The organism is Paenibacillus sp. J22R98 (assembly GCF_059383835.1).
In genome coordinates this window covers 820,652-833,963 of record NZ_JBXENW010000001.1, presented here as the reverse complement: position 1 = coordinate 833,963, position 13,312 = coordinate 820,652, and the positions used below count along the sequence as shown (strand labels likewise).

The window sequence follows — 13,312 nt, the reverse complement described above, 5'->3', positions numbered from 1 at the left end:
ATGTCTCTTACAGAATATGCGGTTATAGGATACGTTCGCCAAACACCGATCCGATCAATTCCACTGCGGCCATTGCCGTCTTATTGTGCTGATCCAGCATTGGATTCACTTCTACAAATTCGGCGGATACAAGAATATTGCGTTCAAAGAGCAGCTCCATCGCAAAATGGCTCTCTCTATACGACATCCCGCCTGACACCGGCGTACCAACACCTGGCGCTTCAAACGGATCCATTCCGTCGAGGTCCAAGCTCAGATGGACGCCGTCGGTTCCGTTTGTCACGATCTCCATGGCTTCTTCCATGACCTGCTTCATGCCATTTCGGTCAATGTCGTGCATCGTGAAAACGCGAATGCCTTTCTCCTTCAGAAAAGCACGCTCCCCCGGGTCGATCGACCGCGCGCCGATAATGACAACGTTCTCCGGACGGAGCTTCGTTTCGATGCCGCCGATGCCTACAAGATCAGGATGCCCGTAGCCCAGCACAGCCGCTAAGGACATGCCATGGATATTACCGGACTGCGTCGTTTCATGTGTATTGACGTCCGTATGGGCATCAAACCAAATGACGCCAAGCCGTTTCACATGCTGCAGGACGCCTTTAATTGTTCCGATTGCAATGCTATGGTCGCCGCCCAGAACGAGCGGGAATTGGCCTTTACCCATTTCAGCGGAAACTCGTTTGCACAGCTCCGTATTGACGCGTACGATTTCGCTTAGGTGCTTCAATTTTTCACCTTGATGCGGTGCTTCGAGCATACGCTGTACGCTCAAATCTCCGAGATCCTCAATGTTAAAACCGAGCGCTTTCAACCGTTCATGAAGGTTCGCACCTCGAATCGCATCCGGGCCCAAGTCGACGCCCTTGCGATCTGCACCATATTGCAGCGGCACACCGATAATGGAAATGTTGTTGTTTTTCACCGCGTTCATCTGCTGCACTCCTTCCATATCTTCAAGTATGTCCATTGTAGCATAGGGATTTTTATAGAAAAAATTGAAATAGTTAATGATTACAATTGAGAAAACCTATGTATGATTATGCACGGAATTGCTTCGGCGCGTTGGAGGGGATTGGGTGTGGGGGGTTCCGACCGTTTCTTGTACTCGAATTAATTTGAACAATACCCTGCGGATATTATTCGAGTACAAATACGGACGCTCGCGCTTCTCCACTCCCCCACACCCATCCCCTCATCTATACGACTTCGTCTTGTCCGTGCAACTTTTAGTAGCGAAAAAACCTTTAATTGTGCCGCGATGGCCAATTAAAGGTTTTTATTAAAAACATTAGTCCCACTCTTTCCAGATTCTCTGGACGATTTCGGAGAAGGATTGGATGTTTTGTTCGGTGATCCGTTTCTTGAGGATGACCATGGAGGTTTCGATTTTGCCGGGGAAGCGGTGAATTTCGGCTAGTGTTCCTTTGCGTAGCTCGTCTTCGACGAGCGCTGAGCCGAGCAATGCGGTGCCGGTATGATAAAGCACGGTGCGTTTGATCGTTTCATCCGTGACGCATTCGATGTATTTATCAGGGGTGAAGCCGTACTCCTGCAAGCATTCGTTTACGAGCCGCTGAATGTTGGACCCGGATTTGTATGTAATAAAGGGATAAGTCTCGAGCAAGGTGCGCGTATCGTGCTTCTCGAACAGCTCTTTGGTCGTGACAAGGACGAGATCTTCTTTGCCAAGCGGCATGAGCTCCATCTGCTGGGAATCACAAGGTCCGGCGATGATGGCAAGATCCGCTTCGTTCGTGGCAACCTTCTTCATCGCATCATTGCTGTCGCAAGAGAACAGCTGCAGTTTCACTTTGGGATTTTGCGAAATATAGGAATGGATGATGAGGGATAGATACTGCGTACAATAAAATTCAGGTGCTGCAACGGTTAACAAGCCATGCGGGTTATCCAGCTTGCGGAGCTCCGCTTCCATCTCATCCATCAGCGCGAATGTCTGATCGACATACTGCTTAACAAGCTTACCGGATGGTGTAAGATACGTCTTCTTCCCGACTCGGTTCAGCAGGGTGACGCCAAGCTCACTCTCAAGCGATTGCAGCTGCAACGTAATGGTCGGCTGCGTATAGCCGAGCAGCTGAGCTGCTTTTGTAAGATTAAGGGTATCGGCAACTACTTGGAAGGTCTTATATTTCTTAAAATCCATTGCGAACAATCCGCCTTTGTCAAGCCATAATGACTCATTATAGAGGTGAACGCAAAGAAGGGCAAGCACGAGGCCCGCCCTTCTACTCCACGGTATTGTTCAACTTTTACACGAGGTCCATCCAGATGTCATCCTCTTGCTCGTTAAACCGAATCTGCAATTCACGATCCTCCAGATACCACAAATTATCCGCTTCCATAAAGAACGTTATGCCTTCAACTACTTGATGAAGCCCGGGTTCTCTTGGTTCATCCTTCATGATGCCGAGTGAATAGCCTGGTTGAACACTGCCGCTGCCACCTAAACGAACGAAAATACGCAATTGATCGCCATCCGACAATTCCATTTCCCTGATATACCAGCGTGCGGCCGATTGTTCTACCATTATCCTCATCGCTTCCATCTCCTCATTTTGGATACGGTTACATGTTATATATACGCCGTCCAGCCCGCTTTTACCTCTTTGTTCGCAAAGAATCAATTCTTGCCTACATCCACTTATAAACCGCTGGAACGCTCCTGTTTCTGCCGTTTAAGCCTCAAGTACGAAAGCACTGCCAAATACATGAGCAGTGACATCCATATAATAAAAATCGTCAGCTTCGTACTTCCTGAAGGCTCATCGCTTTGTACGTCTGCCGTCATTCTCGCCTCTTCTTCCGGACTTGGCGTAACGGAAGCAACGGTTACAGGAAGCTCCGGCTTGACTGGTTCCATTGTACCAGCATCTACCGTTCCGATCGAGCTAGTTACCAAAACATTTCCTTGGGAGGTTACGGTAACAGCCGGTGTCTCGCCTTTGGGGAGCACCGCCCACATCGGCTCAGCAGCAATGAATTCGGCAGGTGCACTGCTTGTGAACGGATAGGATTCATTCGCAGCGATCAGCTGCTTTAATTCAAAATGTTGAAAGCCGTAATCAAGCAATGTTGTCATGTCCTTATACACCGCAGTTTTGGAAGGGGACTTTAAAATAACGCCAATCAGCTCCATACCATCGCGTTTCGCCGATGTAACAAGCGTGAAGCCTGCTGCTTCCGTGTAGCCGTTCTTAATTCCCGTTGTTCCTTCATAGTCTTTAAGCATCTGATTATGGTTGATGAGCGAGGAGGTCCATTCTTTCCCCACCCATGGCATTCGCTCTGTTCCGACGATTTTACGGAACATTTCATTTTGCATCGCATATCTGCTGATTCGGGCCATATCGAGCGCAGTTGTAACCTGAGCTTCGTCTGGAAGACCACTCGGATTCACGAAATTGGTGTGCTCCGCACCTGCTTTCTCTTTGACAAAAGCATTCATTCGTTCAGCAAATTTCGCCTTCGAACCGTCTATATACTCAGCGATTGCAGTTGCCGCATCATTGCCGGAGTTCATGAGCATTCCATATAGAAGCTTCTCCAGAGGCACCTGCTCGCCTTCCGCCAGATAGATACGTGTCCCCTCTTCACCGCGGGCTTCCTTTGACACCGTCACCAAATTCGATAAAACGCTTTCATACTCTAAAGCGATAATGCCGGTGACGATCTTCGTAATACTAGCCGGATACTGCTGTTTCTCGGCATTCTTTTGAAATAACACGGTTCCGGTTTGGGCATCCATCAGGATCACCGATTCGGAGGCTAAGTTGGGCTGAGCCTGTACAGCCTCTTCTGCATAGACTGGAACAGCAAAACAGAAGATCAGTGGAAGAAGAAACAATGCGCTTATGCGCTTAATGGTGTTTTGAGCCATGACAGTAAATGACCTCCTAGTACGCTCGAAGCCTGCATCTGCTACTAACGTACCATCTGGAAAGGCTGTACTTCAATTATTATTTTGTGGCATCTGGCAAAAGCTATGATGGATCGGTTTGACAGCCCGACAGGTTCAACCTATTCTATAGGCAAGATTTCATAAATCGAGGGTGCAGAGAGGGTTGTCTCTATGAATGAATATCGCGTAAAAGGACTCTCGTGTGTGAGTTGTACATTGGAGCTCGAACGACAGATTCGTAAGCTGGAGCACGGCCAGGAAGCCGCTCTGAGCTATACATCCGGCAAGCTGAAGCTCCCTCCCCTCGTTTCGCTGCAAGCCGTGGAGAAGCTGCTTAAAGAAGAGGATGCCTTCATCGTACACGAAGCTGGCGCGACAACGCATGTGGGGCATGGGCATTCAGAAGAACATGGACATGGGCACGATCATATAGCCGGACATGGACACGCGGATGAACATGGGCACCAGCATGGACATAGCCACGAGCATGAACATGAGAATGGTCTCGGACATAGTCACGAGCACAAACATGACCATGGAAACGGAAGTTCACGTCGGCATGTTCAGCACGAAGGTCATAATCACAACCATAGCCACGGTCATGAAGGACACGGCCACTCACATGCACATGGCGGCAGTTTGCTCGAAAACAAAGGCCTGATCGCGGCGACCGTGCTGTATGGCGTTGCTTTTTTTGCACAAGAGTATTGGTTGTCCGGACTTATCGTTGCCCTTTATCTCCTATCCATCGTTCTGAGCGGCTACACAACGTTCATGCGCGGTCTAAGAAACCTAATCAAACTACGTTTCAATATCGATACGTTAATGACCATTGCGCTGATTGGCGCGATTGGCATACAGGAATGGAAGGAAGCTGCCTTCGTTTCGCTCCTCTTCGGCATCAACGAGTGGCTGGAAGGCTTCGGCATGGAGAAGGCGCGTCGATCGATGTCTGCATTGCTGGAATCCGCGCCGAAGGAAGCTCGGACGCTGGTTAACGGTATCGAGAAGCTTGTACCTATCTCATCACTTCGCAAAGGCGATCTTGTTATAGTAATGCCGGGCTCTCAAATCCCATCGGACGGGAAAGTCGCGAGCGGTCGAAGCTCCGTGAGCGAGGCAGCCATAACAGGCGAATCGCTTCCGGTAGATAAAACCATCGGGGATCAAGTTTTTGGGGGCAGCTTGAATAACGAAGGTGTGCTTCATATTGAAATCGAGAAAGCCTATAACGACTCGTCACTGGCGAAGATTTTGCATTTGGTCGCGGAAGCGCAAGACACGAAGACGCCGACGGAGCTGTTCATCAACCGTTTCTCACGTATCTACACGCCGATCATTATGATCATTGCTGCAGTTGTTATTTTGGTGCCGCCGCTATTGTTGGATGGATCATGGAGCAAATGGCTCTATCAAGGGTTGGCCGTCCTCATTGTCGGTTGTCCATGCGCGCTCATTCTCTCCTCCCCCATCGCGATTATCTCGGGTATTACCAGAAATGCTCGAAACGGGATTCTTGTAAAAGGAGGCGTATACCTCGAGCAGCTTGGCAAGATCAACACCCTAGCGTTCGACAAAACAGGTACACTCACGAAAGGAGTTCCGGTCGTAGAGGAAACCGTCGTATATGAAGAAGAACGCTTCTTGACGATTGCGGGCACGATCGAACGCAGCTCCTCACACCCGCTAGCCGGAGCGATTATGAAAGCCGTAACGGAGCATGGAGCTGAGCTGCTGAACGCAGAAGATATCGAGACTTTACCGGGACGCGGCGTGAAGGCTGTCATTGCCGGGCAAACCTATTGGCTCGGGAATGAACATAGCCTCGCACATTTGGTTCTGCAATCGGACGTGCTCGAACATTTGAGGCAGCTTAAAGATCGCGGGCTAACCGTCGTGCTCGTTGCAGATGACACGAAAGTGCTTGGGTTATTTGGGATCGCAGATGAGATTCGCGAGGAGAGCGCCGCCGTCATCGATGCACTGCATCGCCTCGGTATGAAACGTACCGTAATGCTGACCGGTGATCATGCCATCTCTGCTCAGAAAGTAGCACAGCGCGTCGGCGTCACGGAGTACCATGCAGAACTGCTGCCGGAGGATAAAGTAAACAAAATCAAAGAACTCGCACGAGACGGCCGCGTCGCGATGATCGGAGATGGCATCAATGATGCTCCTGCTTTAGCCTTCGCAAATCTCGGGATCGCGATGGGCAAAGGAACGGACAGTGCCATTGAAACCGCCGATATTGTACTGATGCAGGATCATCTCGGAAAACTGCCGGATGCGATAAGAGTAGCCAAACGCATGAACCGTGTAATATTCTTCAACATCTCCTGTGCGCTCGGACTGAAACTAATCGCTCTGCTGCTCACCATTCCGGGCTGGCTGACCTTATGGATCGCTATCTTATCCGATATGGGAGCAACGATCTTCGTCACCCTTGTCAGTCTCACGATTCTTATCGACGTCAACAAACCTGTAGTACCATCAAAAAAACTGAGACACGGGTAACCGTTTCTCAGTTTTTTGTTATGTACGTTTGAGCCTAAATGTTAACTTGTAAAGCAGCCACATCTGAAGATATCGATATAGCTTCATATGCGGTTAATTGATTATTATCGATGATACACCGATGCTCGTAGCATGCTTCGTCGGACAAAACAGCCGGCAAATATCTAGGTATAATGATGCCCATGCCATGGTTGCCTGTGTCCAGCACCCAAGACTTCTCCTTCCACTCCAACAAGCCCTCGTCAATTCTCAGAGGAGTGCTCAGCTTAATATGCTCTGCTACTGATGCGCGGAACACATACATGCCGCCGATATCTACGCGATCCACGCGCCAAGTCACGATTCCGCAATACCGGAAGTTCGTGATACGGAGTCCTGTCTCTTCGATGACTTCCCTTTCCACACCTGCGAGCGGCGTCTCCCCCGCTTCAAGCTTCCCACCCACACCATTCCACTGCCCCATTGCCGGTGGACGATCCCGATTCAAAAGGAGCAGCTTATCCCCTTGTTCGATAAAACAAATCGTATACTTGTACATCCCACGCCTCCACATGATTGAGCTGATCATTATGATTAGTTTAGCATGGAATACGGTCCTTGGCTGGAATTCTGTATTCATACTACAACATCCACAGCGGCTACGTATCACCAATTGGCTGGCTATAAGCGGATATACCGCTTATAGCCCTCAAACAAGCTTCTTCCAGACGCAGTAAGCGGATATACCACTTAAAGTAACCTAATTCCCTGCAAACCGAGCCCATCTTTCACTTTCTGTCACCAATAAGCGGCTATACCGCTTATTACGCCTAAACTAGCCTCTTGCAGTTGACTTAAGCGGATATGCCTCTTACAGCTCTAAAACTAAAACTAAAACTCCCAGCACCCTCTTGCGATCGATTGTCCCTAGTACTCCGCTGAGAGTCCACAGCTGAGAGTCTGATTATCCGACCCTCAAGCACCCAATTGCCTTACAGGCTTCCGGCTTTTCAGCCCCCTAACAAAAAAAGGTCGAACAGGAACCTCCTGCTCAACCTCCACCTAACAAACGCTACTTCTGCACATCCTGCGGATGCCCTGATTCCAGCAGCGCGACGACGCTTGCGTTGGAATCGACCTGCGCCGGGCTCTTGCAGCCTGGAATAACGGCAGTCACTGCCGGGTTCTTGAGGCACCATGCGAGCGCCCATGCTGCTATATCGACGCCAGCCGGCACTTCCTCAGCCGCGATGCGCTGCACTTCCTGCAGCTTCTGCATCGTGCTCTCGCGGTCGTGGCGATGACGCACATCAGTCACATCGAACACCGCATCCGGCTTGTACTTGCCGCTCAGATATCCGCTAGCGAGCGGCACGCGTGCCAGAACGCCGAGATCCTGTCTCAAGCAGGAAGGGAATACTTCCTCTTCCGGTGCTTGATCAAGGCGATTGTAGACCACTTGAATCACCTTAGAACCAACCTTCGTGGACGCATCAACCTGATGCACATTACGGTTGCTGCCGATTGATGTGCCGAGGTGTCTGATTTTGCCGGCTTGCACCTGCTTGTCCAACACCGTCCATAGCTCGTCATTATCAAAGACCGCATCCGGTCCGGAATGGAATTGATACAAGTCCACGTAATCCGTCTTCAGCGCGGACAGTGAAGCATCCAGCTGTCTGATGACGTCTGCCGCCGAGAAATCATCCGTACGCGTGAACCGCTCATGGAAATGATGGCCGAACTTCGTCGCAACAATCCAATCCTCCCGTTTGCGGCGGGATAGATAATCACCGATAAGTGCTTCTGATAGATGGTCGCCATAACATTCCGCTGTATCGATCAGGTTAATGCCGAGTTCTGCACCGCGGTCCAGAATCGCATCCGCTTCAGCCTGAGTAAACGACTGTCCCCATTCGCCGCCAAACTGCCAAGTGCCAAGTCCAATCACCGATACGTTCAAATCGGTTTTGCCAAGTCTGCGATATTGCATGCTCATGTTACGTTTCGCCTCCGTTTTCCCATTCGAATTCACGAGCAGATCAGAATCATCCACTCCATCATTACTGTTCTAACACATAGAGCGGCGTGAATCAAATCGCACCGCACAGCATCCCTGTTAGACGGTTTGTTTATTTGATTGTGCGATAAGCTCCGCGACTAGCCCGGCAGCCGCTTCAGCGGAATACGGCTTGCTCGCTTTCTTCGCCTGTCTGCGCATCGTATCCAGCCGAGCCGGAGATTTCAGCAGCATGCGCATCGTAGTCAAGAGTTCGGTATCGTCTTCGATGTGTATCGCCGCGCCGCAATTACGCAAGAAGTTGGCATTATCTATCTCTTGCCCAGGGAGTGGTTTATAGATCAGCATAGGCAATCCGACAGCGAGCGCCTCAGAAGAGGTTAGTCCCCCTGATTTAGTAAGGAGTAGATCGGCTGCTGCCATCAATTCCGGCACCCGGTCCGTAAAGCCCGTCACAACAATCGGGAGCTTATGTGCAAATTTCAGCCTCGTAAGCTGAAGCCTGAGTTTGTCGTTATGTCCGCAAACAAAGATCATTTGCGCGTTGAGTTCTTTTCGCGCCAGGGCCAGGCATAACGCTTCCCCGATTTCTTGCCCCATCATGCCATTGCCGCCGCCCATAACCAGGACAGTTGGGCGCTCTGGTTCAAGTCCGATATCCGTTAAAATGGCCGATTTATCATAAGCCCCGTTATATTCAGGACGAATGGGAATGCCCGTCACCGAGATCCGTTCCGGCTCTACTCCAACTTTGGACAAGCTATGTGCAACCTCAATGGAGCCCACGACATAATAGTCCGTCTCCGGATATAACCAGTAACTGTGGTCCGTAAAGTCCGTAATAACCGTGACCGTTGGGACTTGGTATAGCCCGTTGTCTTTCATAAACGACATCGCCCCGGCAGCAAGCGGAAACGTGGATACAACAACTGAAGGTTTGACCGTTTGCAGCATCGTCAGAAATTTCCCAAGCCCCAATGCCTGCATAAACTTTAAGCTGCTCGTAAACCGATTATGATGACGTGTTTTGCCATAGAAGAAACCATAGGTTTTCGGAAATGTTTGTACGCCGTTCAAATAAACATATTTGCTAATAGGATGAACCCTAGGATGTGCTTCTGCCATATAATCCATGATGTCTACTTTGATTTCAGGATGAAGCACAGCGAGTGCCCTCCGGAGCGCATGTGCTGCTTGAATATGCCCGGACCCATAATCGCCGGTCAGGATCAGAATCGGTCCTTTCTCCATCAACGTCTCCCCCTCAAGTCGTTTCGAAGGCAAATGGATGCTTTGCACCGAATGAACACACTACTCCAAATTAATTTGGCTAGTACCACCAATATACGTTATAAATAAGGTGCTGATGCGCTTTTCAAGCTATTTTTTACTTTGGTATTTTTGTAAATGCATCTTTCCTCTTCATTCGGGATCCGGCTTCCGATTTCCTTCACGACTTGTAAACGGATTCATTTCTGTTAAAAGAATCGGGTTTCCCCCGGCTGAAACAGATGGAATTTCTGTCCTCTGTACTTGCCTAGCAGCGCATCCAAAAAGCCGGCGATGCCTTCGCTATTATTGGGATAGAGGTCGTAATGGAGGGGGATGACAACGCCCATACGCAGTTCATCGGCAAAAGCCGCAGCTTCATAGGCATTCATATTGCCGACAACTCCTAGTCGATTGCGAAAAAGATCCCGACCGTTTATCGGCAGCATGCCGATGTCGATCCGATAAGGCTGCAGCATCTCGATCAACGCTTCTTGCACCAACGTGTCCCCAGCATGATAGATCGTGAAGCCATCCCACTGCAGGATGTAGCCCAGATAACGATCCCAGCCGTCTGCGTCAACTTCTCGTTCTTCATGCCATGCAGCGATCGGATGAATAGTGAGTGCCGAATCACCTTGCAGAGGTGAGCCGAATTTCAAAGCTGTAAGTCGATCCGGAGCAATTCCGATATCCGCTAATAGAGGCTGGCAGGCGAGCGGCCCTGCGAATTTGCACATAGGAGAAGCTTCTGCAATAATCGCCAGCGTTTCCGGATCAAGATGGTCCTGATGCTCGTGTGTAAGGAGAACAAGATCGATATCCTTCAGCTCAGCAGGATGAACAGGCGGTGCATAGCTGCGCGTCCAATACCCATCCGGATAACCAGAGAGACGGTCGACAGAATCCGTTAAATAAGGATCAATGGCTACATGAAACCCGTTTCGCCGAATAATGACACCGACTTGTCCAATGTATTGGACGGAAGCTTGCGGCTTTACGGATGCGGTCGATTGATTATGGTTCATTTTGGAAAGACCTCCTTCTCAAAATAGCGTATCAGAAAATACACCGCCTCGGAAGCGGTTACGCTTCGGCAGCAATAAAAAAAGTGACTGCACCGGTTCGCCGCCAGTTCAGTCACTTTGATTTGCTCAGTCAGACTCAACGAATCGTTGCAGAGCTGACATTTTATTTTCCCAGAAGCGTTCATAATAATTGAGCCAATTCTTGAGCTCCTGCAGCGGCTGCGTTTCCAATCGGTACCGTGTTTCACGGCCGACTTTACGTTCTTTAACGAGCCCAGCCTCCGCCAAGATGCGCAGATGCTTCGATACCGCAGTTCGTGTCATCGGAAAATGTCCCGTAATCGCCGTCACCGGCATTTCCCGATCGACCAGCAGCTTCAATACCTCGCGCCTTGTTGGATCGGCGATGGCTTGAAACACATCATGCTTCGCTGATGGAAGTGCCATATTAAGCCTCTACATACTTGCCGAGTGCTTGGTGGATTCCCACCCAGCCCCCTTTCATCCGCTCGCGGACGACATCATGAGGCATTCCGAGTTCGTTGACATAATTGGCTTTCCAACCGGAGTGAATGAGCGTGCACTCGGTTTGATTGTCGCCAATCGTTTGCAGTGTAATCGTGAGGACCCAATCCTTCCCCCAAGCAAAAGAAATCCGGTTCGGCTCGTCCACTTCCTTCACCAGGCATGGCTGCATCCCGAACGGACCGGCATCGATCGTGAATTCATGGCCGACGACCGCTTGCAAATTATTTGGCATGAACCAGACGGAAAGACCTTCCGCCGTTGAAATTGCCGCCCACACCTTCTGGATCGGCGCGTTGAAAATCCCCGTTTGTACAATATCCGGCAATACGTTCTCTGTTTCCATGCCATCATTCTCCTCGTGTAAAAAGATAGTTACGAATTATTTAGAAATTACTTTGTCGACGTGTCGGAACCGAAGCACGGACCACTTGTCGGAATCGGACTTCCGGTTCATGCAGCTTATTCGCGAAAAAAGCGAAACCAAATGGTTTCGCTTCAATTATAGAATGGTTATCGTTTTCATGTCAAATCTAGTTGTCTTTCTTGCCATGCTCGTTCTCCACATTATGATCTTCCCAGCGTCTGGAGTAGGCTTTATTAGTAACCCATATTGTCATCCAAGTCACGATGATCGCGATAATTGCAGCTGAAATCCATACCCCTGTCGGAACACCCATTTCCAGTCTCCCCTTTATGCTCTGTACTATACTGCCTCTTCATATCTAAATCATATCATCAAAGCACGCACTGCGACGCACAGACAAATGAACACATTTTGACGAATTCCGAATTCTCTGATGTTCAATACTTTGTCCAATCAGCCCGTGAATTACAGATGCCAAATAGTCTCTTTCCCTTGCGGGGACAAGGCTTTGTGTGCATAATGAGAAAGGTCGCTTCGTGCATAATTACGGAGCAGAAAGAAGGAACCTCACTGTGAATTCATCTTCATCATCCAAAATGTCCATTTCCCCCGTGTTCCCGCTTATCGTCGGAATGCTGGCCATCTCGTTTGCACCAATCTTGGTGAGGTACTCCAATGCGCCGGTTTCCGTCCAAGGTATGTATCGGATGCTCTTTACATTTATTCTGATGCTGCCGTTTGGCGTTAAGCAGCTTCCCGGCATGAAAGCCATCTCGCGAAAAGACTGGCTGCTTCTAATTGCTGCGGGCTTCTTCCTCGCCCTGCACTTTCTGTTATGGATGGCATCGCTGACCTACACCTCGATTGCCAGCTCCACTATTATTTTGGCGCTGGAGCCGGTGTTCGTCATGGTTGGCGCCTTTCTCTTCTTCAAGGATAAACCGCGTAAATTTGCGGTTATCGGCATGATCGTTGCTTTGGTCGGAGCCATCAGCATCGGTTCCGGAGATATTACACTGTCGCAGCGCGCGTTCTTCGGAGATAGCTTGTCTTTCTTCGGGGCTTTAGCCGTAGCCGTGAACATGTTGATCGCCAAACAAATTCTGAAGCGTGTTTCGTCCTTCCTCTACAGCTTCATCGTATTTGGCGTCACAACGATATGCTTCGCTATTTATAATGTGGCCACAAGCACGCCGATGTCCGGATACGCAAACCGAGAGTGGATTGTGTTCCTGCTGCTTGCGATCGTCCCAACTGTATTTGGCCATATGATCTTTAACTGGCTGCTGAAATACGTGAAGCCGACTACGATTTCGATGTCCGTGCTTGCGGAGCCGGTCGGAGCCAGCTTGCTCGGCATGCTGCTCTTCCGCGAGATGGTCACAGGCTTCCAGCTCATCGGCGGCGCCTTCGTCATCGCCGGACTCATCCTGTACATGCGAGCGGAGAAGCAAGCGCATTCGGTTGAAGTTAAGAACGAAGCGCTCAGCGCTTAGAAGACTAAAGGGTGTCCTATCGTCATCATCGATGACAGATGGGACACCTTTTTTTGTTGATGATTACCGAAGCACCAATTCACAGTCCCCTCCTGCTAAAAACTTTAACGAACCACAGAGGTCTTATTTCGCCAAAATGATCGCTATTGCGCCGCCAAAGTTCTTTCGGACCTATTTGCCGCTAAAGCAAAA

Annotated in this window: 13 protein-coding genes; 2 read left to right on the top strand and 11 right to left on the bottom strand. The window is 49.7% G+C overall.

Annotated elements, in window-relative coordinates; translation table 11 throughout:
- Positions 1-22 precede the first annotated feature (22 nt).
- The 4 genes from rocF to AC50Y3_RS03835 form a co-directional block, all read right to left on the bottom strand.
- Complete coding sequence (rocF, locus tag AC50Y3_RS03850) at positions 23-934, bottom strand: arginase (RefSeq protein WP_494817417.1); 912 nt, start codon at positions 932-934, stop codon at positions 23-25.
- Between the two features lie 357 nt (positions 935-1,291).
- Positions 1,292-2,167, bottom strand: coding sequence for a LysR family transcriptional regulator (locus AC50Y3_RS03845; protein WP_494817416.1), 876 nt, complete (start codon positions 2,165-2,167; stop codon positions 1,292-1,294).
- A gap of 106 nt (positions 2,168-2,273) precedes the next feature.
- Positions 2,274-2,561 (bottom strand): HesB/YadR/YfhF family protein, encoded by a 288-nt coding sequence (locus AC50Y3_RS03840; protein WP_494817415.1) that lies wholly within the window; start codon positions 2,559-2,561, stop codon positions 2,274-2,276.
- A 104-nt stretch (positions 2,562-2,665) separates the two neighbouring features.
- Positions 2,666-3,901 (bottom strand): D-alanyl-D-alanine carboxypeptidase family protein, encoded by a 1,236-nt coding sequence (locus tag AC50Y3_RS03835; RefSeq protein ID WP_494817414.1) that lies wholly within the window; start codon positions 3,899-3,901, stop codon positions 2,666-2,668.
- A gap of 192 nt (positions 3,902-4,093) precedes the next feature.
- On the opposite strand from AC50Y3_RS03835, the gene AC50Y3_RS03830 reads away from it, so the two are divergent.
- On the top strand, positions 4,094-6,436 hold the full coding sequence (locus tag AC50Y3_RS03830) for a heavy metal translocating P-type ATPase (protein WP_494817413.1): 2,343 nt from the start codon (positions 4,094-4,096) through the stop codon (positions 6,434-6,436).
- 34 nt (positions 6,437-6,470) lie between these two features.
- On the opposite strand, the gene AC50Y3_RS03825 is transcribed toward AC50Y3_RS03830, so the two are convergent.
- From AC50Y3_RS03825 to AC50Y3_RS03795, 7 genes are all read right to left on the bottom strand, one after another.
- Positions 6,471-6,974: an NUDIX hydrolase gene (locus AC50Y3_RS03825; protein ID WP_494817412.1), complete on the bottom strand. Its 504-nt coding sequence runs from the start codon at positions 6,972-6,974 to the stop codon at positions 6,471-6,473.
- A gap of 513 nt (positions 6,975-7,487) precedes the next feature.
- Positions 7,488-8,408 carry an aldo/keto reductase gene (locus AC50Y3_RS03820; protein ID WP_494817785.1) on the bottom strand — a complete coding sequence of 307 codons (921 nt, stop codon included), beginning with the start codon at positions 8,406-8,408 and terminating at the stop codon, positions 7,488-7,490.
- 126 nt (positions 8,409-8,534) lie between these two features.
- Positions 8,535-9,686: an MGDG synthase family glycosyltransferase gene (locus AC50Y3_RS03815; RefSeq protein ID WP_494817411.1), complete on the bottom strand. Its 1,152-nt coding sequence runs from the start codon at positions 9,684-9,686 to the stop codon at positions 8,535-8,537.
- A gap of 227 nt (positions 9,687-9,913) precedes the next feature.
- Positions 9,914-10,732, bottom strand: a complete 819-nt coding sequence (locus tag AC50Y3_RS03810) for an MBL fold metallo-hydrolase (protein WP_494817410.1) — start codon at positions 10,730-10,732, stop codon at positions 9,914-9,916.
- A gap of 126 nt (positions 10,733-10,858) precedes the next feature.
- A complete protein-coding gene (locus AC50Y3_RS03805; protein ID WP_475780698.1) occupies positions 10,859-11,179 on the bottom strand; it encodes an ArsR/SmtB family transcription factor in 321 nt (106 codons plus the stop codon).
- A gap of 1 nt (position 11,180) precedes the next feature.
- Positions 11,181-11,603 (bottom strand): SRPBCC family protein, encoded by a 423-nt coding sequence (locus tag AC50Y3_RS03800; protein ID WP_494817409.1) that lies wholly within the window; start codon positions 11,601-11,603, stop codon positions 11,181-11,183.
- 187 nt (positions 11,604-11,790) lie between these two features.
- Complete coding sequence (locus AC50Y3_RS03795) at positions 11,791-11,937, bottom strand: hypothetical protein (protein ID WP_494817408.1); 147 nt, start codon at positions 11,935-11,937, stop codon at positions 11,791-11,793.
- Between the two features lie 259 nt (positions 11,938-12,196).
- Here AC50Y3_RS03795 and AC50Y3_RS03790 point away from each other — a divergent pair, with 259 nt between their 5' ends.
- The gene (locus AC50Y3_RS03790; protein WP_494817407.1) at positions 12,197-13,120 is read left to right on the top strand and encodes a DMT family transporter; all 924 of its coding nucleotides are present in this window, start codon (positions 12,197-12,199) and stop codon (positions 13,118-13,120) included.
- The last annotated feature ends 192 nt before the right edge of the window (positions 13,121-13,312 follow it).